Annotated in this window: 21 protein-coding genes; 17 read left to right on the top strand and 4 right to left on the bottom strand. The window is 70.5% G+C overall.

What is annotated here, in order from left to right; translation table 11 throughout:
- Positions 1-35: 35 nt before the first annotated feature.
- From OHA88_RS17060 to OHA88_RS17050, 3 genes are all read left to right on the top strand, one after another.
- Complete coding sequence (locus tag OHA88_RS17060) at positions 36-1,370, top strand: ABC transporter ATP-binding protein (protein WP_328629711.1); 1,335 nt, start codon at positions 36-38, stop codon at positions 1,368-1,370.
- 18 nt (positions 1,371-1,388) lie between these two features.
- A complete protein-coding gene (locus OHA88_RS17055; RefSeq protein WP_267001591.1) occupies positions 1,389-2,060 on the top strand; it encodes a trimeric intracellular cation channel family protein in 672 nt (223 codons plus the stop codon).
- A gap of 89 nt (positions 2,061-2,149) precedes the next feature.
- Positions 2,150-2,995, top strand: a complete 846-nt coding sequence (locus OHA88_RS17050; RefSeq protein ID WP_326605881.1) for a thioesterase family protein — start codon at positions 2,150-2,152, stop codon at positions 2,993-2,995.
- Between the two features lie 286 nt (positions 2,996-3,281).
- On the opposite strand, the gene OHA88_RS17045 is transcribed toward OHA88_RS17050, so the two are convergent.
- Entirely contained in the window at positions 3,282-3,911 is a 630-nt protein-coding gene (locus tag OHA88_RS17045; RefSeq protein ID WP_328626161.1) for a TetR family transcriptional regulator, read from the bottom strand.
- 113 nt (positions 3,912-4,024) lie between these two features.
- On the opposite strand from OHA88_RS17045, the gene OHA88_RS17040 reads away from it, so the two are divergent.
- From OHA88_RS17040 to OHA88_RS17030, 3 genes are all read left to right on the top strand, one after another.
- Positions 4,025-4,216 carry a hypothetical protein gene (locus OHA88_RS17040; RefSeq protein WP_326608786.1) on the top strand — a complete coding sequence of 64 codons (192 nt, stop codon included), beginning with the start codon at positions 4,025-4,027 and terminating at the stop codon, positions 4,214-4,216.
- Between the two features lie 57 nt (positions 4,217-4,273).
- A complete protein-coding gene (locus tag OHA88_RS17035; RefSeq protein ID WP_328626160.1) occupies positions 4,274-4,606 on the top strand; it encodes a DUF4190 domain-containing protein in 333 nt (110 codons plus the stop codon).
- A gap of 154 nt (positions 4,607-4,760) precedes the next feature.
- Positions 4,761-5,930: a cysteine desulfurase family protein gene (locus tag OHA88_RS17030; protein ID WP_328626159.1), complete on the top strand. Its 1,170-nt coding sequence runs from the start codon at positions 4,761-4,763 to the stop codon at positions 5,928-5,930.
- A 21-nt stretch (positions 5,931-5,951) separates the two neighbouring features.
- On the opposite strand, the gene OHA88_RS17025 is transcribed toward OHA88_RS17030, so the two are convergent.
- Positions 5,952-6,632, bottom strand: a complete 681-nt coding sequence (locus OHA88_RS17025; protein ID WP_328626158.1) for an N-acetylmuramoyl-L-alanine amidase — start codon at positions 6,630-6,632, stop codon at positions 5,952-5,954.
- A gap of 61 nt (positions 6,633-6,693) precedes the next feature.
- Between OHA88_RS17025 and mnmA the strand changes: the two genes are divergently transcribed.
- Positions 6,694-7,830 (top strand): tRNA 2-thiouridine(34) synthase MnmA, encoded by a 1,137-nt coding sequence (gene mnmA, locus OHA88_RS17020; protein WP_267001577.1) that lies wholly within the window; start codon positions 6,694-6,696, stop codon positions 7,828-7,830.
- A 66-nt stretch (positions 7,831-7,896) separates the two neighbouring features.
- On the opposite strand, the gene OHA88_RS17015 is transcribed toward mnmA, so the two are convergent.
- Both OHA88_RS17015 and OHA88_RS17010 read right to left on the bottom strand, forming a co-directional pair.
- Positions 7,897-8,697 carry an alpha/beta fold hydrolase gene (locus OHA88_RS17015; protein ID WP_328626157.1) on the bottom strand — a complete coding sequence of 267 codons (801 nt, stop codon included), beginning with the start codon at positions 8,695-8,697 and terminating at the stop codon, positions 7,897-7,899.
- A gap of 96 nt (positions 8,698-8,793) precedes the next feature.
- Positions 8,794-9,129 (bottom strand): DUF427 domain-containing protein, encoded by a 336-nt coding sequence (locus OHA88_RS17010; RefSeq protein ID WP_328626156.1) that lies wholly within the window; start codon positions 9,127-9,129, stop codon positions 8,794-8,796.
- A gap of 90 nt (positions 9,130-9,219) precedes the next feature.
- Here OHA88_RS17010 and OHA88_RS17005 point away from each other — a divergent pair, with 90 nt between their 5' ends.
- The 10 genes from OHA88_RS17005 to OHA88_RS16960 all read left to right on the top strand — a co-directional run bounded on the left by OHA88_RS17005 (position 9,220) and on the right by OHA88_RS16960 (position 21,426).
- The gene (locus OHA88_RS17005; protein ID WP_267001573.1) at positions 9,220-9,759 is read left to right on the top strand and encodes a TIGR00730 family Rossman fold protein; all 540 of its coding nucleotides are present in this window, start codon (positions 9,220-9,222) and stop codon (positions 9,757-9,759) included.
- A 28-nt stretch (positions 9,760-9,787) separates the two neighbouring features.
- Positions 9,788-10,477 carry an SDR family oxidoreductase gene (locus tag OHA88_RS17000; RefSeq protein ID WP_328626155.1) on the top strand — a complete coding sequence of 230 codons (690 nt, stop codon included), beginning with the start codon at positions 9,788-9,790 and terminating at the stop codon, positions 10,475-10,477.
- 133 nt (positions 10,478-10,610) lie between these two features.
- Positions 10,611-11,636, top strand: coding sequence for a methionine synthase (locus tag OHA88_RS16995; RefSeq protein WP_328626154.1), 1,026 nt, complete (start codon positions 10,611-10,613; stop codon positions 11,634-11,636).
- 30 nt (positions 11,637-11,666) lie between these two features.
- Positions 11,667-13,862, top strand: coding sequence for an NAD-dependent DNA ligase LigA (gene ligA, locus OHA88_RS16990; RefSeq protein WP_328626153.1), 2,196 nt, complete (start codon positions 11,667-11,669; stop codon positions 13,860-13,862).
- 278 nt (positions 13,863-14,140) lie between these two features.
- Positions 14,141-16,321, top strand: a complete 2,181-nt coding sequence (locus OHA88_RS16985; protein WP_328626152.1) for a putative bifunctional diguanylate cyclase/phosphodiesterase — start codon at positions 14,141-14,143, stop codon at positions 16,319-16,321.
- Between the two features lie 169 nt (positions 16,322-16,490).
- The gene (gene gatC / locus OHA88_RS16980; RefSeq protein ID WP_015036350.1) at positions 16,491-16,787 is read left to right on the top strand and encodes an Asp-tRNA(Asn)/Glu-tRNA(Gln) amidotransferase subunit GatC; all 297 of its coding nucleotides are present in this window, start codon (positions 16,491-16,493) and stop codon (positions 16,785-16,787) included.
- 5 nt (positions 16,788-16,792) lie between these two features.
- The gene (gene gatA, locus OHA88_RS16975; protein ID WP_328626151.1) at positions 16,793-18,295 is read left to right on the top strand and encodes an Asp-tRNA(Asn)/Glu-tRNA(Gln) amidotransferase subunit GatA; all 1,503 of its coding nucleotides are present in this window, start codon (positions 16,793-16,795) and stop codon (positions 18,293-18,295) included.
- Positions 18,292-18,531, top strand: coding sequence for a hypothetical protein (locus OHA88_RS16970; protein ID WP_030930926.1), 240 nt, complete (start codon positions 18,292-18,294; stop codon positions 18,529-18,531). The genes gatA and OHA88_RS16970 overlap by 4 nt, the downstream gene beginning before the upstream one ends.
- 16 nt (positions 18,532-18,547) lie before the next feature.
- Positions 18,548-20,056, top strand: coding sequence for an Asp-tRNA(Asn)/Glu-tRNA(Gln) amidotransferase subunit GatB (gene gatB, locus OHA88_RS16965; RefSeq protein ID WP_328626150.1), 1,509 nt, complete (start codon positions 18,548-18,550; stop codon positions 20,054-20,056).
- Between the two features lie 86 nt (positions 20,057-20,142).
- Positions 20,143-21,426: an SLC13 family permease gene (locus OHA88_RS16960; RefSeq protein WP_443044239.1), complete on the top strand. Its 1,284-nt coding sequence runs from the start codon at positions 20,143-20,145 to the stop codon at positions 21,424-21,426.
- The last annotated feature ends 17 nt before the right edge of the window (positions 21,427-21,443 follow it).

Genomic DNA, 21,443 nt, shown 5'->3' with positions numbered 1-21,443 from the left:
ATGAGGTGAGCGACGTGAGCGAGAAGAAGGATCCCATCGTGCTCGACAAGGACGTGACGATCCCGGAGCAGGCCACCGCCCCGCGCGAGCCGCTGCTCAAGGTCGAGGGCCTGGTCAAGCACTTCCCGATCCGCAAGGGTCTGTTCGGCCGGCAGAGCGCCGCGGTCAAGGCCGTCGACGGCATCGACTTCGAGGTGTACCCGGGGGAGACCCTGGGCGTCGTCGGCGAGTCCGGCTGCGGCAAGTCGACCATGGGCCGGCTGATCACCCGGCTGCTGGAACCGACCGGCGGCAAGGTCGAGTTCGAGGGCCGGGACATCACCCATCTGTCCATGGGGCAGATGCGGCCGATGCGCCGTGACGTCCAGATGATCTTCCAGGACCCGTACTCCTCGCTGAACCCGCGCCACACGATCGGCACGATCGTCAGCGCGCCGTTCAGGCTCCAGGGCGTCGAGCCCCAGGGCGGTCTGAAGAACCACGTCCAGGAGCTGCTGAAGCTGGTCGGGCTCAGCCCCGAGCACTACAACCGCTACCCGCACGAGTTCTCCGGCGGTCAGCGCCAGCGCATCGGCATCGCCCGCGCGCTCGCGCTGCGGCCGAAGCTGGTCGTCGCCGACGAGCCGGTCTCGGCGCTGGACGTGTCGATCCAGGCGCAGGTGGTGAACCTGCTCGACGATCTCCAGGACGAGCTCGGGCTCACGTACGTGATCATCGCGCACGACCTCTCGGTCATCCGCCATGTCTCGGACCGCATCGCCGTGATGTACCTCGGCAAGATCGTCGAGCTCACGGACCGCAAGTCGCTGTACGAGTCGCCCATGCACCCGTACACCAAGGCCCTGATGTCCGCGGTGCCGGTGCCGGACCCGCGGCGGCGCGGGGTGAAGAGCGAGCGGATCCTGCTCAAGGGCGATGTGCCGTCGCCGATCTCGCCGCCGAGCGGCTGCCGCTTCCACACGAGGTGCTGGAAGGCGACGCAGATCTGCAAGACGCAGGAACCCCCGCTGATCGCGCTGAAGACCGGTCACCAGGTGGCCTGCCACCACCCGGAGAACGCGCCGGACCAGGTGCCGGGTGAGAAGGTGCTGGCCGCGGCGCGGGAGGCGGTCGAGGTGGTTTCGGTGACGAAGGCGGTGGCGGCCGAGGTCGCGGAGCCTTCGGAGGACGTTGCGTCGGCCGAGGTCGCGGAGCCTGCTCAGGTCACCGAGTCCTCGGAGGCCACCGAGGTGGCTGAGTCGGCCGAGGCCACCGAGGCCGCTGAGGCCTCGGTGTCCGACGACACGACCGACGGCGACGACACCGCCGCGCCGTCCTCGGACGACGCCGCGACGGCGTCCGGGACCTCGGAGGACAGCCCCAAGCAGTAGTACCGGCACAATTGCCCGGTGCTCAACGAACTGTTCACGCCCTCCGTCCAGCATGCGCTCGACATCGTCGGAATTTTTGTCTTCGCGATCTCCGGCGCACTGCTCGCCGTACGCAAGAACTTCGATGTCTTCGGCATCGCGGTGCTCGCCGAGGTGACAGCGCTGGGCGGAGGGCTGTTCCGTGATCTGATCATCGGGGCGGTGCCACCCGCCGCCTTCACCGATCTCGGCTACTTCCTCACCCCGCTGCTCGCCGCCGGCCTGGTCTTCTTCCTGCATCCGCACGTCGAGCGGATCCAGGTGGCGGTCAACGTCTTCGACGCGGCGGGCCTCGGACTGTTCTGTGTCACCGGCACCGTCAAGGCGTACGACTACGGCCTGGGCCTCACCGCTTCGGCGGCCCTGGGCCTGGCCACCGCGGTCGGCGGTGGTGTGCTGCGTGACGTACTCGCCAATGAGACGCCTTCGCTGCTGCGCTGGGACCGCGATCTGTACGCCGTGCCCGCGATGGTCGGCGCAGCCATGATCGTGCTGTGCATCCGCTTCGGCACGATCAACGCCTTCACCAGCGGCACCGCCGTGATCACCGCCTTTGTTCTGCGGCTGCTGGCGATGCGTTTCCACTGGCGGGCGCCCCGCGCGTACAAGCGTTCCTCGGCCGCGGCCGAGGAGGGCTCCGCCGCCACCTGACCGGCCATGGTTCGAGTCGCAATACGCCGACACATCACCGAATCAAAAAAGCTACCGCTCAGTAATACAATCGGTGTACGGTGCATCTCATGGCACAGGCAGCTCAGGCACTCATCGGCGACAGCGAGTTCGACAGGGACACCGCCGTCACCCTTCGCGAAGAAGGCGTCTACGACGCCGAGCTCTCCGCGGGCTGGACGATCATCCACGCCGTCAACGGCGGGTATCTACTGGCCATGCTCGGTCGCGCGCTCGGCGAGGCCCTGCCGCACTCCGACCCCTTCTCGGTCTCCGCGCACTACCTCACCGCGTCGGTTCCCGGCCCCGCGCTGATCCGAACGCAGGTCGTCCGCACCGGCCGTACCCTCTCCACCGGTCAGGCGTCGCTCTTCCAGTACGCGGAGGACGGCACCGAGGTCGAGCGCATCCGGGTGCTGGGCACCTACGGCGACCTGGACTCGCTCTCCGACGACATCCGCACGTCGGCGAAGCCGCCGGCCATGGCGCCGATCGAGCAGTGCTTCGGCCCGGGCGACGGCCCGGCGCCCATCCCCGGCAGTTCCGCGATCACCGAGCGGCTCAACATCAAGCTCGACCCGTCGACCGTCGGCTGGGCCATCGGCGCCCCGTCCGGCAAGGGCGAGATGCGCGGCTGGTTCGGCCTCGCGGACGGGCGCGATGCCGACCCGTACTCCCTGCTGCTCACCGTCGACGCGCTGCCGCCGACCTCGTTCGAGCTGGGTCTCAAGGGCTGGACGCCGACCATCGAGCTCACCACCCACATCCGTTGCCGCCCGGCGCCCGGCCCGCTGCGTGTCTCCATCACCACCCGCAACCTCGCGGGCGGCTTCCTGGAGGAGGACGCGGACGTCTGGGACAGCGCCGACCGGTTGGTCGCCCAGTCCCGCCAGTTGGCCCGAGCCCCGCGCAGCTGAGCCACCGTGCCCGGACGCCGGAATACCTGATGTGAGGGCGTCAGGTATTTCGGCGTCCGGTATTCCAGGAGTCCGGGCCGCGTGAAATCCGAGCGGCTGTTCTCGATCCTGCTGCTCCGGACCCGTGGACCGGTCCCCGCCACCGAGCATGCCGGGCGCCTCGAAGCCTCCGTGCTCGGTCTCGATGCGGCGCCCGGCTGTGCGCGGACCCGTCCGTTCCACCTGCAGACAGCGAGTGAGCGCGGCGGTCGGCCCGGCCGGGGTGTCCTCCTGTACGGGAGAGCCCTCAGGTGTCGGCGCCGTCCAGCCAATGGTGTCTGCCGAGGGTGACGAGCCGCAGCCGCCGGCGGGTGACCTCGGCCACCTGGGCCTCGCCGGCCGGGCCGGCATCCAGCATCGCGGAGGCCGTGATCACCATGTGGTCGACGTAGAGACCGCCCAGCATCAGCAGGTCCTCGCCGGTCCAGCCCCGCGACTCCGGCTCCGCTGCGAGCGCTTCGGCCACCTCCTCGGCGAATCGCCGCAGTTGGGCGGCTATCGCCTCGCGCACCGGACCGACACCGCCGTGCTGTTCACGGGCGATGAAGCGGAAGTGGGCCGGCTGCTCACGTACGTGACGGGTGATCAGCTCGACGCTGCGGTCCAGCCGGGCCTCGCTGTCGCCCGTCTCGGCGAGGATCGCGCCGATCACCCCGTGCAGGCTGCCGAGCGCTTCCTCGACGAGTGCCACGCCGAGCGCGGCGGTGTCGTCGAAGTGCCGGTAGAAGGCGGTCGGCGCGACGCCCACCGCCCGCGTCACCTCGCGCAGTCCCAGGCTGCTCAGGCTCTGGTGCTCCAACAACTGGAGCGCGGCGTCCAGCAGTGCCTGACGGGTTTTCAGCTTCTGGGTCTGGCGGATGCCGACGGTGTGACTCATGCCATTCAGTAAACAACTGTTCTCCGGACCACGGAAGGGGTGGACGGGTCTAGACTGACAAGTCAGTGAACACTCGTACTCTCAAATAGGCGCACAGCGCGCAGAGTGTCCGAGTGCCCCGAGAACTCGCGGAAAGGCCGAACATGATCATCCTCGTCGCCGCCCTGCTCCTGCTGGGGGTCGTCCTCGGGGCGGTGGTCCAGATTCCGCTCCCGCTGACCCTCGCCCTCGCCGCCGCGATCGGCTGCTGGCTGCTGATCTTCGCGGTCCGTGAGCGGCTGGGCGCACACCGCCGGTCACACTGATCCGGCCTGTTCCGATCCGACGTTCGAGCCAATGACAGAGACGAAGGAGCCCGCACCATGACACTCACCGCATTCGCCCGCCGAGCCGGCATCGGCACGGAAGCCGCCACCGCCGGGGATGACGCCACGCGGCCCGTCGGCCGCAGGAGGAGCACCCGGGACGCCGACGGTCTGGCCGTCGCCTCTTTCGTGCTCGGGCTGATCGGCCTCCTTGTGATGAACATCGTGCTCGGCCCGATCGCCATCGTGATGGCGGTCATCGCCCTTGCCCGCTCCACCGCCCGCCGCGGCCGCGCCCTCCTCGGACTCGCCCTCGGCATCGCCGACCTCGTCGTCCTGGCCTTCCTGGTCACCGGAAACGGCACCGTCTCCTGGAGCTTCGGCAGCTGACCGACGGCGTCCTGCGGCGCCGCCCCGGCCGGATCGGGCTCCGGTTCGGGCTCCGGTTCGGGCAGGTGGCACGACACCTGTCCGCCGTGCGCGGGTACGGACTGCGATGCGCCCGGCATACGCCCCGCCCCGGGCTCGTAGAATCGAGCCCACCATGGCTTACCTCGACCACGCCGCGACCACGCCGATGCTTCCGGAGGCGATCGCGGCGATGACCGCCCAGCTCGCCGTCACCGGTAACGCGTCCTCACTGCACGCCTCCGGGCGCCGGGCCCGCCGTACCGTCGAGGAGGCGAGAGAGACCCTCGCCGACGCCCTCGGCGCACGCCCCAGCGAGGTGGTCTTCACCTCCGGCGGTACCGAGGCCGACAACCTCGCCGTGAAGGGCCTCTACTGGGCCCGCCGCGACGCCGACCCCCGGCGCACCCGCGTACTCGCCGGTCCCGTCGAGCACCACGCCGTGCTGGACGCCGTCGACTGGCTCGCCGAACACGAGGGTGCGACCGTCGAATACCTCCCCGTCGACGCCTACGGCCGCGTCCACCCGGACGCGCTGCGCGAGGCGATCGCGCGCAACCCCGACGATGTCGCGATGGTCACCGTGATGTGGGCCAACAACGAGATCGGCACCATCATGCCGGTACGTGAACTGGCTGCCGTGGCCGGTGAGTTCGATGTGCCGATGCACTCGGACGCGGTGCAGGCCTTCGGTCAGTTGGAAGTCGACTTCGCCCGGTCGGGACTGGCCGCCATGACCGTCAGCGCGCACAAGATCGGCGGCCCGTTCGGCATCGGCGCGCTGCTGCTCGGCCGCGCCCACACCCCCGTACCCGTGCTGCACGGCGGCGGCCAGGAGCGGCATGTGCGCTCAGGGACCCTCGACGTGCCCGCCATCGCCGCCTTCGCGGTGGCAGGCCGGCTCGCCGCCGACGGCCGGGAGGAGTTCTCCCGGGAGATCGGCGGGCTCCGCGACCAGCTGGTCGCGGCCGTGCTCGCGGCCGTTCCCGACGCCATCCTCGGTGGCGATCCGGCCCCCGGCGGCCGGCTCCCGGCCAACGCCCACTTCACCTTCCCCGGCTGCGAGGGAGACTCCCTCCTCCTGCTGCTGGACGCCCAGGGCATCGAATGCTCCACCGGCTCCGCCTGCACGGCGGGAATCGCCCAGCCCAGCCACGTACTGCTGGCCACCGGCACCGACCCGGACCTGGCCCGCGGCACGCTGCGGTTCTCGCTCGGACACACCTCGACCAAGCAGGACGTCGAGGACGTCGCCCGGGCGATCGGCCCGGCGGTCGAGCGCGCGCGGACGGCGGGGCTCAGCTGAACCGGGCGGCGGGCCCCGCGATCACCGGGCGCCCGCTGCCCGCACCAGCTCGATATACCGGTCCCAGCCCCAGTGCGGACCCGGATCGGTGTGGTCCGTGCCAGGCACCTCCACATGCCCGATGATGTGCGTCCGGTCCACCGGTATCCCGTACCGCCCGCATATCGCCGCCGACAGCCGCGCCGACGCCTCGTACATCGCGGCCGTGAAGTCCTGCGGCCGGTCCACGAACCCCTCGTGCTCGATGCCGACGCTGCGCTCGTTGTACGACTTGTTCCCCGCGTGGAACGCCACATCCAGCTCACGGATCATCTGCGTCACATGACCGTCCTTGCGCACCACGTAGTGCGCCGCCGCACCGTGGGCGGGGTCCTGGAAGACCCTGACCGCGCCGCGGAAGCTGCCCTGGGTCACATGGATGACGACCCGGTCTATGGCGTAGTCGGCGGGGCGGTCAGCCCGCCGCCAGTTCGCCGGGGACGCCGCCGTCCACTGCGCCCGCGCGTAATCCAGCTCGCCGGGCTTGCGGGGCTTCTCCACACCGGGCAGCCGCCACCAGGCGTGCTCCAGCTTCTCCCGGGCCAGCGCCGCCGTGCCCACCGCCGTGACAGCAGCGCCGATCAGCAACCCTCGCCGACTGATGCCGTGCTCCGCCTCGGCCCCCGCCGACTGCCTGGCGCCTGCCGCCTTCTTGGTCCCCATGAGATCGACAACGCATATCCGCGAGCTTTCGGTTCCCGGCGCCCCGTACCCTGGTGGAGCTATGACTCAGACTTCCCAGCGCCCCCTCCGTGTGCTCGCCGCCATGTCGGGCGGTGTCGACTCCGCCGTCGCCGCGGCCCGCGCCGCCGAGGCGGGCCACGACGTGACCGGTGTGCACCTCGCCCTCTCCGCGAACCCGCAGTCGTTCCGTACCGGAGCGCGCGGCTGTTGCACCATCGAGGACTCCCGCGACGCCCGCCGCGCCGCGGACGTCATCGGCATCCCGTTCTACGTCTGGGACCTGGCGGAACGCTTCCGCGAGGACGTCGTGGAGGACTTCATCGCGGAGTACGAGGCGGGCCGCACGCCCAACCCGTGTCTGCGCTGCAACGAGAAGATCAAGTTCGCGGCGCTGCTCGACAAGGCGCTCGCTCTCGGCTTCGACGCCGTCTGCACCGGCCACTACGCCACCGTCGTGCTGAACGAGGACGGCAGCCGCGAGCTGCACCGCGCCTCCGACATGGCCAAGGACCAGTCGTACGTCCTCGGTGTCCTGGACGAGAGGCAGCTCGCCCACGCGATGTTCCCGCTCGGCGACACCCTCACCACCAAGGACGAGATCCGCGCCGAGGCGGAGGCCCGTGGCCTGGCCGTGGCGAAGAAGCCCGACAGCCATGACATCTGCTTCATCGCCGACGGCGACACCCAGGGCTTCCTGGCCGACCGTCTCGGCGGCAAGGCCGAGGGTGACATCCTCGACGAGTCCGGCAACAGGCTCGGTACCCACGAGGGCGCCTTCGGGTTCACCATCGGTCAGCGCAAGGGTCTGCGCATCGGCCACCCCGCCGCCGACGGCAAGCCGCGCTACGTCCTCGACATCTCCCCGGTGAACAACACGGTGACGGTCGGCCCGGTGGAGGCCCTCGACGTCACGGCGCTGACGGCGATCAAGCCCCGCTGGTGCGGCACGGCCCCGGCCGGCCCCGGCACGTACACCGCGCAGCTCCGCGCCCACGGCGGCGAGACCGAGGTGACCGCCGAACTCGTGGACGGCACGCTGAACGTCACCTTCACCGAGCCGGTACGGGGTGTGGCCCCCGGCCAGGCGGTCGTGCTGTACGACGGGACGCGGGTGGTCGGCTCGGCGACGATCGCGACGACGGTGCGGCGCACCGAGGCTGCGGTCGGCCTGGGCTAGGGGCGTTCCTTCGAATTCGAAGCGGGCCGGGCTCGGGCTGCAACGAGGCGTCGTGGGCCGCGGGGCTCACGACGCCCGGCTGACGTACACGTCCTTGGAGAAGAACTCCGCCAGCACCGGCGCGACCACCTGCGGCGCCAGGTCATGTGTCTGGCCCGTCAGCGTGCGGTGCCGGGCGCGCGGGATCGCGTCCGCGAGGATGCGGGTCAGGGTGCGCATCGGGGTGGGACTGAATCCGCCCGTGATCACCATGGTGCGCGCGGTGACGGACCCGAGACGCTCGGCGGGCACCGCGCCATTGCCGAGGATCGCGTCGTCGTACGCCAGGGTGTGCGCCAGTGATTCGAGGCCGCGCCACAGAGGGGCGTGCCGCATCCGGGCGACCATGTCGGCAGGCATCCCCGCCAGCGACAGGAAAAGCTGGAGTGCCCCTGCCCGGTCCCCGGCGGACAGCAGGCGGTGCAGCCGGGTCGCGTAGTGCGCCTTGGCCCGGCGGCTCGGTGCGTCCGGGGCGAACGGCGGTTCGTACACCGCGAGCAGGTCGACGGGCACCCCAGCGGCCTGCGCCTCCAGCGCCAGGGCGCCGCCGGACGACATCCCGAACACCGCGGCCCGGCCACCGACCCGATCGATCATCGCCGCCAGATCCTCGACCTCGCGCTCGACCGCGTACGGCACACCGTCGCCGCTGGAGCCGCGGCCGCGCCGGTCGTAGGTCACGACGCTGAACCGCGACGCCAGAAGTTCAGCCAGTGGTGTCTCGGTCGCCGCGGTGCTCAGCGCCCCGCCCACCAGAATCACGGGCGGCCCGTCACCTCTGCGCCGGTGGGCGATCAAAGTGCCGTCACGGGAAGGAGTCCTGTCCATGTGCAGATGGACTGCGGCGGACCGCAGAACTCATCGCTGCGGCGACGAAGTTTTTCGAGATTCCTCAACTCCGCAGCCCAGCAAGGTGTCTGGCGGTCAGCCGGAGACCGTCTCGGCGTCGTAGAAGCAGAAGTGGTCCTTGATCGCAGCGACTTCGGGCTTGGGGTCCGGATAGGCCCAGACGAGATCGGCCGCGTCCGGCAGTGACCAGTAGGAGGCATCCCCCTTGAACGGGCAGTGGGTGTGGGTGTCCGACGCCGTGAGCAGCTCGGTGCGGACGTCCTCGGGCGGCAGGTAGTAGCGGACCGGACAGCCCGTCTCGCGCAGTACGAGCGGACGGCGGCTCTCGGCGAGCAGCTGGCCGTCACGCACCACGCGGACATGCTCGGTGCCGGGCTCGACGGTGATCACGTGTCCTGAGGTGGAAGTCATGTCTTGTTCAGCCGTGCAGTGCGCCGGATTCTTCCCCGGACCAACCCCCCCGTCCCGTGGAGTGTCAGTGGGGGCACTTACCGTTGCTGTATGAACATCTGTGTCTTTCTCTCCGCCGCCGACCTCGACGACCGCTACACCCGGCCCGCCCGCGAGTTCGCCGAGCTGCTGGGCCGCGGCGGGCACACGCTGGTCTGGGGCGGGTCGGAGAGCGGGCTGATGAAGGTCGTCGCCGACGGGGTGCAGGAGTCGGGCGGGCGGCTCGTCGGGGTGTCGGTGGACTTCATGGCCGCGCAGGCCCGGACCGATGCCGACGAGATGGTGATCGCACGCGATCTCGCCGAGCGCAAGGCGCTGCTCCTGGAGAAGGCCGACGCCGTCGTGATCATGGTGGGCGGTATGGGGACGCTCGACGAGGCCACCGAGATCCTGGAGCTGAAGAAGCACGGCAAGCACGACAAGCCGGTCGTCCTGCTGAACACGGCGGGTTTCTACGACGGTCTGCGTCTGCAGTTCCAGCGCATGGAGGACGAGGGCTTCCTGCCCCTTCCCCTCACCGACCTGGTGTTCTTCGCGAAGGACGGGGTCGGCGCGCTGGCCTACCTGGAGGAGTGGTCCGGCATTCAGTAGCCACGCGGCCGGATGCGACCATGGGCGCATGTCCACTCACCTCATCACCGGCGCCGGTTCCGGCATCGGAGCAGCTGTCGCCCGCCGTCTCCTGGAGCGCGGTGACGAACTCGTGCTGCTGGCCCGTGACGCGGGCCGCGCCAAGGAACTGGCCGCGCTCCACCCCGGAGCCCGCACGCTCGTCGGCGACCTCGGCAACCCGGACCGGCTCTCCTGGGCGTTCGCACAGCAGTCGCTCCCGGAGCGGATCGACTCGCTGCTGCACGTCGCGGGCGTCGTGGAGCTGGGCCAGGTCGGGGAGCTCACGCCCAAGGCATGGCACTACCAGCTCAACACCAACCTGGTCGCCCCTGCCGAGCTGACCCGGCTCTTCCTGCCGCAACTGCGCGTGGCCCAGGGCCATGTCGTCTTCGTGAACTCCGGCGCCGGGCTCAGCGCACACGCCGAGTGGAGCGCGTACGCCGCGAGCAAGCACGGCCTGAAGGCGCTCGCCGACTCGCTGCGCGAGGAGGAGCACGGAAACGGTGTCCGGGTGAGCTCCGTCTACCCCGGACGTACTGCCAGCCCCATGCAGGCCAAGGTGCACCAGCAGGAGGGGAAGGAGTACGACGCCTCCCGGTTCATCGACCCGGAGTCCGTGGCGACCACGATCCTGATGGCGATCGACCTGCCTCGCGACGCCGAGGTCAACGACCTCACGGTCCGCCCCGGGCACTGAGGCCCCGGACGCCGGGTCCGCAGCGGCCGGGTCCCCCGACGCCGAGTGGAGCCCGGCCCCGGCCCGCGAGTGTCGGCCGCCGGGCCGGCCGGGCCCGCGACGGCGCCGGCGGCCCGGACCGTAGGCTTCCTGCGTGACCGAGAAAAGCAAGTTCAGCGGGTGCCGCGCGACCGGGATCGGATCCATGCCCGGGGGAGACGCGCGGGAGGCGGCGAAGACCGTCACCGGGTCCTTGGCGGACGGTGAGGGACTGCCGTATCTGCCGGAGCTGCCCGCACGCGGGCCCGGCGCCGACATGATCGGGCGGACCATCGGACTGCTCGTCGACATGTACGGCCATGTCGAGCCCAGCGGCTGGCGCATCAGTGACCGACCGGGCCGCGACACCCGGCGGGCCCGCTCCTGGCTGGGTGAGGACCTCGACGCCCTGGAGGAGTTCACCCAGGGGTACCAGGGCCCGCTCAAGGTCCAGGCCGTAGGTCCCTGGACGCTTGCCGCCGCGCTGGAACGGCGGGGCGGCGAGGCCGTGCTCGGCGACCCGGGTGCCTGCCGCGATCTGGCGGCCTCCCTGGCCGAGGGGCTGCTGGGTCACCTCGCGGAGGTACGGCGCAGGATGCCCGGCGCCCGGGTGATCCTCCAGCTCGACGAACCGTCCCTGACCGGCGCACTGCGCGGGCACATCAGGACGGCGAGCGGCTACCGCACCTACCGGGCCGTGGACCGGCAGGTGGTGGAGGGCACGCTCCGCGATGTCCTGGCGGCGAACGGGGAAGACGCGACGCTCGTGCACACCTGCGCGCCCGACGTGCCGTTCGCGCTGCTGCGCCGGGCCGGTGCCGACGGCATCTCGTTCGACTTCTCACTGCTCACCGAGCGTGAGGAGGAGGCGATCGGGGAAGCGGTCGAAGGCGGTACGCAGCTCTTCCTCGGGGTGGTGCCCGGCACCGACCCGGCCTCGGGCGCATTGTCGGACCCGGGCGGTAGCGTCATGGGTGTCAGGACGCTGTGGCGCAGGCTGGGGCTGAATCCGGGGACTCTCGCCGAGTCGCTGGTGATCACCCCGTCGTGCGGGCTCGCAGGTGCGTCGCCCGCGTACGCGCGCGCCGCGCTCGCCCACTGCGCCCGGGCCGCGAGATCGCTCGCAGACAACCCTGAGTAAGCGGGTATCGGGTAACGGGAGGACGAGACGATGGCCGGCGGACAGAAATCGGAAGTGCCCGCGGAGGCGCATCAGCAGCATGCGCTCCTTGCGGAGCAGATCGAGGAGCACCGCTTCCGGTACTACGTGAACGACCAGCCGGTCGTCAGCGACGCCGAGTTCGACCGGCTGATGCGCTCGCTGCAGGACCTGGAGGACGAGTACCCGCAGTTGCGTACGCCCGAATCGCCGACCCAGAAGGTCGCGGGGCCGTACCGGACGGAGTTCACCTCGGTCGAGCACCGCGAGCGGATGCTCTCCCTGGACAACGCCTTCGACGACGAGGGGCTGGCGGTCTGGGCCGAGCGCGTCGCCAAGGACGTCGGCACCAGCACCTACCACTTCCTGTGCGAGCTCAAGGTGGACGGCCTCGCGGTCAACCTCACGTACGAGCAGGGGCTGCTGACCCGCGCCGCGACCCGCGGCGACGGCCGCACCGGCGAGGACATCACCCCCAATGTCCGCACCATCGCCGAGATCCCGCACCGGCTGAAGGGCGACCGGATCCCGGCGCTGGTCGAGATCCGCGGCGAGGTCTTCTTCCCGATGGAGGCGTTCGAGGAGCTCAACGCCCGGCTGGTGGCGGCCGACGACAAACCGTTCGCCAACCCGCGCAACGCGGCGGCGGGTTCCCTGCGCCAGAAGGACCCGAAGGTCACTGCCGGACGCCCGCTGCACATGGTGGTGCACGGCATCGGCGCCCGCGAGGGCCTCGAGATCGACCGGCTCTCGCATGCCTACGAGCTGCTGCACGAATGGGGACTGCCCACCGCGAAGTACAACAAGGTCGTCGACTCCCTCGACGGCGTCAGGGAGTTCATCGCGCACTTCGGCGAGAACCGGCACTCCGTGGAGCACGAGATCGACGGCGTCGTCGTCAAGCTCGACGAGATCGCGCTCCAGGGCCGGCTGGGCTCCACCTCGCGCGCCCCGCGCTGGGCGATCGCCTGGAAGTACCCGCCGGAAGAGGTGAACACCAAGCTGGTGAACATCCGGGTCGGTGTCGGACGCACCGGCCGGGTCACGCCGTACGCACAGGTCGAACCCGTCGAGGTGGCGGGCTCCGAGGTCGAGTTCGCCACCCTGCACAACCAGAACGTGGTGAAGGAGAAGGGCGTCCTCATCGGGGACACGGTGGTGATCCGCAAGGCGGGCGATGTGATCCCGGAGATCCTCGGCCCGGTCGTCGATCTGCGGGACGGCACCGAGCGGGCGTTCGTGATGCCGACCCACTGCCCCGAGTGCGGGACGGAGCTGCGGCCCATGAAGGAGGCCGACATCGACGTCCGCTGTCCCAACGCGCGCTTCTGCCCCGCGCAGTTGCGCGAACGCGTCGGCTATCTCGCGGGCCGCAAGTGCCTGGACATCGACCACTTCGGCTATGTCGCGGCGGCCGCCCTGACCAAGCCGCTGGAGCCCACCGAGCCGCCCCTGCGCGACGAGAGCGACCTCTTCGGGCTGACGATCGAGCAGCTGCTGCCGATCCGGGCCTACGTCCTGGACATGGACAGCGGACTGCCCAAGCACGATCCGAAGACCGGCGAGGCGAAGACCGCCCTGGTCTTCGCCAACCAGCACGGCGAACCGAAGAAGAACGCCGTGGCGATGCTCGAAGCGATCACCGCCGCCAAACAGGCGCCGCTGGCCCGGATCCTCACCGGGCTCTCGATCCGTCATGTCGGTCCGGTCGCGGCCGAGGAGCTGGCACGTCAGTTCCGTTCGATGGACCGCATCGAGGCGGCGACCGAGGAGGAGCTGGCCGCAGCGGACGGTGTCGGACCCATCATCGCCGCCTCGGTCACCCAGTGGTTCGCGGAGGACTGGCACCGGGAGATCGTGCGCAAGTGGCGGGAGGCCGGGGTCCGGATGGCCGACGAGAGCGCGGGTGAGGACGAGGCGCCGCGTCCGCTCGAAGGGCTCACCGTCGTCGTCACGGGCACGCTGGCCGACCACACCAGGGATGGCGCGAAAGAGGCCCTGCAGAGCCGTGGGGCAAAGGTGACCGGATCCGTTTCGAAGAAGACCTCGTTCGTGGTGGTCGGCGACAATCCGGGCTCGAAGTACGACAAGGCGATGCAACTGAAGGTTCCGGTTCTGGACGGGGCGGGCTTCGCGGTACTGCTCGAACAGGGGCCTGACGCGGCACGCGAGGCGGCCGTACCGGTTGCCGGACCGGTCGAGGAGTAGCCGAGCCGCGTTGGGCCCGGACGGGCGAAGGGCACGACCGGTTCGCCCGGTTCACCCGTTCGGCGCATATCAGATGCTGAGTGATGGTCAGTTCGCATTCGGGCAAGAGCTGTAGAGCGCTGCCCGTACGGGCGTTCCGCGGCCTACTGTTGAGACGTGCGCCCGCCGTGCCCGGATGCGTGACGGTGATCCCGGCTGCGTGACGGTCATGGGTTCGTGGTGGCATGGGAGCGGGACGAGCAGGTGACATCGGCACCGCCGGCTGTGAGAGGGACGGAATGAAACCGACCGAGAGCGCCGCACCGGTGTCACGGCTGCAAGGTTTCCTCGGCCTCATGCCCAAAGTGGGTGCCGCCGTTGTACTGATCGCCGCTGTTCAGCTGGCGACCGGCTTCTACCGGACCGTGAGCGCCGGGCACGCACTCTTCCCGAACGGTGCGGCAGGCTGGGCGCTCGCCGTCCTCACCGGGATCATCGTCGGCCATCTCGTCGCGCTCGGGCGGGACCGCTGGTGGGGCGGTACCGGATCCGGCGCCGCCCTCACCCTCGCCGTGCTGCTGCTCTACGGCTGGGTGCCCGCCGGCCTGGTCAGCCTGGTCGTCGTCGTGCTCGTCGGAGTGGCGCGCAGACACCGCTGGTGGCAGGGGCTGCTGCATGGTGCGGTGGACATCCTGGGGATAGGTGCGGCGGCCCTGGTCCTCGCCGCGTTCGGCGACCTGCAGTCCGTCGAGTCGCCCTGGCAGCCACTCGACTGGGGCATCGACGCCGTCCCGGAAGTCATTCTGGCCGCCTCCACCTATCTCGTCGTCACCAGGATCCTCCTCTGGTACGCACGGGCACCCCAGGGCGGCGGGCTGCCGACCATCGCCCGCACCGCCCTGCTGCGCCAGGGGCTCGTCGCGGTCGCGCTCCTCGGGCTCGCCCCGCTGATCTGCGTCGTCGCGATCGCCACACCCGTACTGCTGCCGCTGTTCGCCGTTCCGCTGATCGCCCTGGACTCCACCCTCTGGATCGCCCGGGCCCGGGCCGAGGAGCAGCTGCGGGACCCGCTGACCGGACTGCCCAACCGGCAGTGGCTGCTGGAGCGCACATGGACAGCGCTGGAGGACGCCGAGAACATCGGCGCCAGATCCGCGCTCGTCCTGATCGACCTCGACCGGTTCCGTGCGGTCAACGACACCCTCGGCCATCTCGCGGGGGACCGGCTGCTGCTGCAGATCGCGGAGCGGCTCCGGCTCGCCCTGCCGCGCGGAGCGGAGGCCGCGCGGCTCGGCGGCGACGAGTTCGCCGTACTGCTGCCGACCGCGGACTCCACCACCAGTGCCCAGCGCGTCGCCCGCCATCTGGTCGCCGAGCTCTCCTCACCACTGGACCTCGACGGCCTCACCCTGGTGCTGGAGGCCAGCGCCGGAGTCGCCGTCTACCCCGACCACGCGCTGGACGCCGAAGGGCTGCTCAGACGGGCGGACGTGGCGATGTACCAGGCCAAGCGGGACCGTACGGGTGTCGAGGTGTACGAGTCGAAGCGGGACAGCAACACCCCGGACCGGCTCGGACTCCTCGGGGACCTGCGGCGCGCGCTGGACGCCGGCGAGGTCGAGCTCCACTACCAGCCGAAGGTCCGGTTCGACGGCCAGGTGGCCGGGCTCGAGGCGCTGGTGCGCTGGGTGCACCCGGAGCGCGGCCGGGTCCCTCCGGACGAGTTCATCGCCATCGCCGAGTCGTCGGGTCTGATGCCGCACCTCACCGAGTACGTGCTGGAGACGGCGCTGGCCCAGGTCGCCCGGTGGCGGGCGCAGGGTTTGTTCGTCCCGGTCGCGGTCAACGTCTCCCCGCGCGACGTCCACACCCCGGGCTTCGCGGGCGGCGTCGCGGCCCGGCTCGCCCGGCACGGCGTACCGGCCGGCTCCCTCCAGCTGGAGATTACGGAACACGTGCTGCTGGAGGACCCGCAGCGCGCCGCCGACACGCTGGCCGGCCTGACCGGGCACGGCGTGAAGATGTCCCTCGACGACTTCGGTACGGGGTACTCCTCGCTGGTCCACCTGCGCCGGCTGCCGGTCAGCGAGCTCAAGATCGACCGGTCTTTCGTCGCCCGGCTGGCCGTCGACAACGAGGACGCGGAGATCGTCCGCTGCACCATCGACCTGGCCCACTCGCTCGGCCTGCTGGTCGTCGCCGAGGGCGTCGAGGACGACGAGACGTGGGAGCGGCTGCGGGACCTGCGTTGTGATGCGGTGCAGGGGTGGCTGGTCGCGGCCGCGATGCCGCCGCAGGAGACGACGGCGTGGCTGCGGGCGCGCGGTGAGCACGGCTGGCGGCGGCCGGCGGAGCTGGAGGCGGCGGCCGCCGCGGCCGCTGCCGCCGCATCGGGCGTGACGGGCGTGACCGCAGCGGTGGCCGAGTTGGAGCAGCGGCAGCCGGGGCGGGCCGCGCAGTCGCGTCCGGCGACGACATGAGCCGGCCCGGTGGCCCGGATCCCGGCGGCGGAATCGAGCCGATCGCCCCCGATACGGGCACGGCCGGAGGCTGACCGGAGGCGAGTGTTCCGTGGGTGGCGGCTCCGTCAGCGCCGGACCCCATAGGATTGGGGCCAAAACCACAACACTCACCCCTGAGGATCGCTGCATGCCTGGCATCACGCGCGAGGAGGTCGCCCACCTCGCCCGGCTGGCGCGTCTGGAGCTGAAGGGCGAAGAGCTCGATCACTTCGCCGGTCAGCTCGACGACATCATCGGCGCGGTCGCCCGCGTCTCCGAGGTCGCCGACCAAGACGTACCGCCGACCTCCCACCCGCTGCCGCTGACCAATGTCATGCGCGCGGACGAGGTCCGTCCGTCGCTCACCCCCGAGCAGGCGCTCTCCGGCGCCCCGGCCCAGGAGCAGCAGCGTTTCAAGGTGCCGCAGATCCTGGGGGAGGACTAACAGCCATGACGGACAACAGCTCCATCATCAAGCTCACCGCCGCCGAGATCGCCGCGAAGATCGTTTCCGGCGAGCTCACGGCCGTCGAGGTCACCGAGGCGCACCTGGCCCGGATCGACGCGGTCGACGAGAAGGTCCACGCCTTCCTGCACATCGACCGTGAGGGCGCGCTCGCGCAGGCCCGTGCCGTCGACGCGAAGAAGGCCGCGGGCGAGAAGCTCGGCCCGCTGGCCGGTGTCCCGCTCGCGCTGAAGGACATCTTCACCACGAAGACCATGCCGACCACCGTCGGCTCGAAGATCCTCGAGGGCTGGGTTCCGCCGTACGACGCGACCCTGACCAAGAAGCTGAAGGCCGCCGACGTCGTCATCCTCGGCAAGACCAACATGGACGAGTTCGCCATGGGGTCCTCCACCGAGAACAGCGCCTACGGCCCGACCGGTAACCCGTGGGACCTCACCCGGATCCCGGGCGGCTCCGGAGGTGGCTCCTCGGCCGCCCTCGCGTCGTTCGAGGCGCCGCTCGCCATCGGCACGGACACCGGCGGTTCCATCCGCCAGCCCGCCGCCGTCACCGGCACCGTCGGCGTCAAGCCCACCTACGGTGCGGTCTCCCGCTACGGAATGGTCGCCTTCTCGTCCTCCCTCGACCAGGGCGGCCCGTGCGCCCGTACGGTCCTGGACGCGGCGCTGCTCCACGAGGTGATCGCCGGACACGACCCGCTGGACTCGACGTCCATCGACGCCCCGGTCCCGCCGGTCGTCGAGGCCGCCCGCAACGGCAGCGTCGACGGCATGCGCATCGGCGTCGTCAAGCAGTTCTCCGGCGAGGGCTACCAGGCCGGTGTCGTCCAGCGTTTCAACGAGTCGGTCGAGCTTCTGAAGTCGCTCGGTGCCACCGTCGTCGAGCTGGACTGCCCGTCCTTCGACCTGGGTCTGTCGGCGTACTACCTGATCGCGCCGTCCGAGTGCTCCTCGAACCTGGCCCGCTTCGACGCCATGCGGTACGGCCTCCGGGTCGGCGACGACGGCACGAGGTCCGCCGAGGATGTCACCGCGCTCACCCGCGAGGCCGGCTTCGGCGACGAGGTCAAGCGCCGCATCATCCTCGGTACGTACGCACTCAGCTCCGGCTACTACGACGCGTACTACGGCTCGGCGCAGAAGGTCCGCACGCTCATCACGCGGGACTTCGAGAAGGCCTTCGAGCAGGTCGACGTGATCGTCTCCCCGACGACGCCGACCACCGCCTTCCCGATCGGCGAGCGCGCCGACGACCCGATGGCGATGTACCTGGCCGACCTGTGCACCATTCCGACCAACCTGGCAGGCAACTCCGCGATGTCGCTGCCCTGCGGTCTGGCACCGGAGGACGGTCTGCCGGTCGGTCTGCAGATCATCGCCCCCGCCATGAAGGACGACCGGCTGTACAAGGTCGGGGCCGCCGTCGAGGCCGCCTTCGTGGAAAAGTGGGGGCACCCGCTGCTGGAGGAGGCTCCGTCACTGTGAGCGCACTGACCAAGGCCAAGGGCTTCAAGAAGTCCAAGACCGGTACGTACCTGTCCATCGGCACCACCGCGTTCGGTGCGGTGAGCGTGCTCAAGCAGGCCAAGAAGGCACGCTCCGAGCACGACACGCTCCGGCTGGTCGACGCCGTCGTCTCCGCTGCCGCCATCGCCACCGGCATCGCTCTGCTCTACCGAGAGCTGAAGCGCCTGGGCGACGACGACGTACTGCTGGGTTGAGAGGGAAAGTTTCACCGTGACTGTCACTGACCTGGTGCCGTACGAGGACGCCCTCGCGACGTACGACCCCGTCATGGGCCTCGAGGTCCATGTCGAGCTCGGCACCAAGACCAAGATGTTCTGCGGCTGCTCCACCGAGCTGGGCGCGGAGCCGAACTCGCAGACGTGCCCGACCTGCCTCGGCATGCCCGGCTCGCTGCCGGTCGTCAACGCCATCGGCGTCGAGTCCGCCATCAAGATCGGTCTCGCGCTGAACTGCGAGATCGCCGAGTGGTGCCGCTTCGCCCGGAAGAACTACTTCTATCCGGACATGCCGAAGAACTTCCAGACCTCGCAGTACGACGAGCCGATCGCCTTCGACGGCTATCTGGACGTCCAGCTGGAGGACGGGGAGATCTTCCGGGTGCAGATCGAGCGCGCCCACATGGAGGAGGACACCGGTAAGTCGCTGCACGTCGGCGGCGCCACCGGCCGTATCCACGGCGCGTCCCACTCCCTGCTGGACTACAACCGTGCGGGCATCCCGCTCATCGAGATCGTCACCAAGCCGATCGAGGGAGCGGGCGCGCGCGCCCCCGAGGTCGCGAAGGCGTACGTCGCCGAGCTGCGTGAGCTCATCAAGGCGCTCGGCGTCTCCGAGGCCCGCATGGAGCAGGGCCAGATGCGCTGCGACGTGAACCTGTCGCTGCGCCCCAACGGCACCGAGACCTTCGGTACCCGCTCCGAGACGAAGAACGTGAACTCGCTGCGTTCCGTCGAGCGTGCCGCCCGCTACGAGATCCAGCGCCACGCCGCGGTGTTGAACTCCGGCGCCAAGGTCGTGCAGGAGACCCGGCACTTCCACGAGGAGGACGGCTCCACCACGGCCGGCCGCATCAAGGACAACGCCGAGGACTACCGCTACTTCCCGGAGCCGGACCTGGTGCCCGTCGCCCCGGCCCGCGACTGGGTCGAGGAGCTGGGCAAGGGGCTCCCCGAGCTGCCGCGCGTACGCCGCAACCGGCTGCGCGAGGAGTGGGGCGTCTCGGAGTTCGACATGCAGTCGATCCTCAACGCGGGCGCGGTCGACCTGATCGTCGCCACGACCGAGGCGGGTGCCCCGTCCGACCAGGCCCGCAAGTGGTGGATGGGCGAGCTGGCCCGGAACTCCAACGAGTCCGGCGTCGCCCTGGACGAGCTGGCGATCACCCCGGCGCAGGTCGCCCGGGTGACCGAGCTCGTCGCCTCCGGCGACCTCAACGACAAGCTGGCGCGCCAGGTCATCGAGGGTGTCCTCGCGGGCGAGGGCGACCCGGACACAGTCGTCGAGAAGCGCGGCCTGAAGGTCGTCTCGGACGAGGGCGCCCTGGGCGCGGCCGTGGACGAGGCCATCGCAGCCAACGCGGCCGTCGCGGACAAGATCCGCGGTGGCAAGGTCGCGGCGGCGGGTGCACTCGTCGGCGCGGTCATGAAGGCCACCCGCGGTCAGGCGGACGCGGCCCGGGTGCGCGAGCTGATCCTGGAGAAGCTCGGCGTCGAGGGCTGAGTCCTTCGCGCAGCTGCGGCTGCGTACGTACGTAGGTGAAGGGGCGGTGCACCCGGCCAACGGGTGCACCGCCCCTTCATGATTCCTTGCGCGTCCGGAGAGAGAGTCCGCTGAACACCGTCACCGCCGAGATCGTCTCCGTCGCGCTGCTCCTCGCGGTGCTGGCGTTCGCCGTCGTACGCCCCCGGGGGCTGCCCGAGGCGACGATCGCCGTACCCGCCGCCGTGCTGGTGGTGGTCCTCGGCGCGGTGCCGTTCGCGGACGCACGGGCCCAGGTCGGCAGCCTGCTGCCGGTCGTCGGCTTCCTCGCCGCCATTCTCGTGCTGGCGCAGCTCTGCGCCGACGAAGGACTGTTCACGGCCGCCGGCCATATGGTCGCCCGTCTCTGCCGGGGGCGGACCGGGCCGCTGCTCGGCGGGGTCTTCGTCGTGGCGGCGCTGATCACAGCCGTCCTCAGCCTGGACGCCACGGTGGTCCTGCTGACGCCCGTCGTCATCGCCACCGCCGCCCGTGTCGGCGCCCGCCCCCGCCCGTACGTGTACGCCTGCGCGCATCTCGCCAACTCGGCGTCCCTGCTGCTTCCCGTCTCCAACCTCACCAACCTGCTGGCGTTCACCGCGAGCGGCCTCTCCTTCACTCGCTTCGCCGCGCTGATGTGCCTGCCGTGGCTGGCTGCCATCGCCGTCGAGTACGTCATCTTCCGCCGCGTCTTCGCCGACGACCTGGCAGCGGGCGCGCACCCGCCGGATCCGGACGAGGAACCGACCGGTGTCCCCGTCTTCACGCTCGTCGTCCTCGCCCTGACACTGGCGGGCTTCGTCGTCACGTCGTTCGCGGGCGCGGAACCGCTGTGGGCCGCGCTGGCCGGAGCGACCGTCCTCGGGATCCGGGCACTGGGACAGCGGAGAACCACGGTCAAGGGGCTGGTGCACGCCGCCCACCCACTGTTCTGCCTCTTCGTGCTCGCCCTCGGCGTGGTGGTCAAGGCGGTCGTCGATCACGGTCTCGGCGCCGGGATCGGCGCGCTCCTGCCGGACGGTTCGTCACTGCCCGCGCTGCTGGCGGTGGCCGCGGTGGCGGCGGTGCTGGCCAATCTGATCAACAACCTGCCCGCGATCCTGGCCCTGCTCCCGGTCGTCGCGGCGGCCGGACCGGGACCGCTGCTCGCCGCGCTGATCGGGGTGAACCTCGGGCCGAACCTCACCTATGTCGGCTCGCTCGCCACTTTGCTCTGGCGCCGCATCCTGCACGCCCACGGCACCGCGCCCGAACTGGGCCACTTCACCCGGCTGGGGCTGCTGACCGTACCGGCGACACTGGTTGTGTCGACGGTCGCGCTGTGGGGAGCGCTGCACACGATCGGGGTGTGACCGGTACCGCGGCCGGG

The sequence above is a fragment of the Streptomyces sp. NBC_00353 genome, assembly GCF_036108815.1.
Classification (GTDB): Bacteria; Actinomycetota; Actinomycetes; order Streptomycetales; family Streptomycetaceae; genus Streptomyces.
The sequence above is the reverse complement of the archived record's forward strand: the minus strand, read 5'-3'. Positions and strand labels throughout refer to the sequence as shown.

Bases quoted from the DNA above. Each gene is read 5' to 3' on its own strand.
- OHA88_RS17050 (WP_326605881.1), top strand. From the start codon at position 2,150: ATGGCACAGGCAGCTCAGGCACTCATCGGCGACAGCGAGTTCGACAGG.
- OHA88_RS17045 (WP_328626161.1), bottom strand. From the start codon at position 3,911: ATGAGTCACACCGTCGGCATCCGCCAGACCCAGAAGCTGAAAACCCGT.
- OHA88_RS17035 (WP_328626160.1), top strand. From the start codon at position 4,274: ATGACACTCACCGCATTCGCCCGCCGAGCCGGCATCGGCACGGAAGCC.
- OHA88_RS17030 (WP_328626159.1), top strand. From the start codon at position 4,761: ATGGCTTACCTCGACCACGCCGCGACCACGCCGATGCTTCCGGAGGCG.
- OHA88_RS17025 (WP_328626158.1), bottom strand. From the start codon at position 6,632: ATGGGGACCAAGAAGGCGGCAGGCGCCAGGCAGTCGGCGGGGGCCGAG.
- mnmA (WP_267001577.1), top strand. From the start codon at position 6,694: ATGACTCAGACTTCCCAGCGCCCCCTCCGTGTGCTCGCCGCCATGTCG.
- OHA88_RS17015 (WP_328626157.1), bottom strand. From the start codon at position 8,697: ATGGACAGGACTCCTTCCCGTGACGGCACTTTGATCGCCCACCGGCGC.
- OHA88_RS17010 (WP_328626156.1), bottom strand. From the start codon at position 9,129: ATGACTTCCACCTCAGGACACGTGATCACCGTCGAGCCCGGCACCGAG.
- OHA88_RS17005 (WP_267001573.1), top strand. From the start codon at position 9,220: ATGAACATCTGTGTCTTTCTCTCCGCCGCCGACCTCGACGACCGCTAC.
- OHA88_RS17000 (WP_328626155.1), top strand. From the start codon at position 9,788: ATGTCCACTCACCTCATCACCGGCGCCGGTTCCGGCATCGGAGCAGCT.
- ligA (WP_328626153.1), top strand. From the start codon at position 11,667: ATGGCCGGCGGACAGAAATCGGAAGTGCCCGCGGAGGCGCATCAGCAG.
- OHA88_RS16985 (WP_328626152.1), top strand. From the start codon at position 14,141: ATGAAACCGACCGAGAGCGCCGCACCGGTGTCACGGCTGCAAGGTTTC.
- gatC (WP_015036350.1), top strand. From the start codon at position 16,491: ATGCCTGGCATCACGCGCGAGGAGGTCGCCCACCTCGCCCGGCTGGCG.
- gatA (WP_328626151.1), top strand. From the start codon at position 16,793: ATGACGGACAACAGCTCCATCATCAAGCTCACCGCCGCCGAGATCGCC.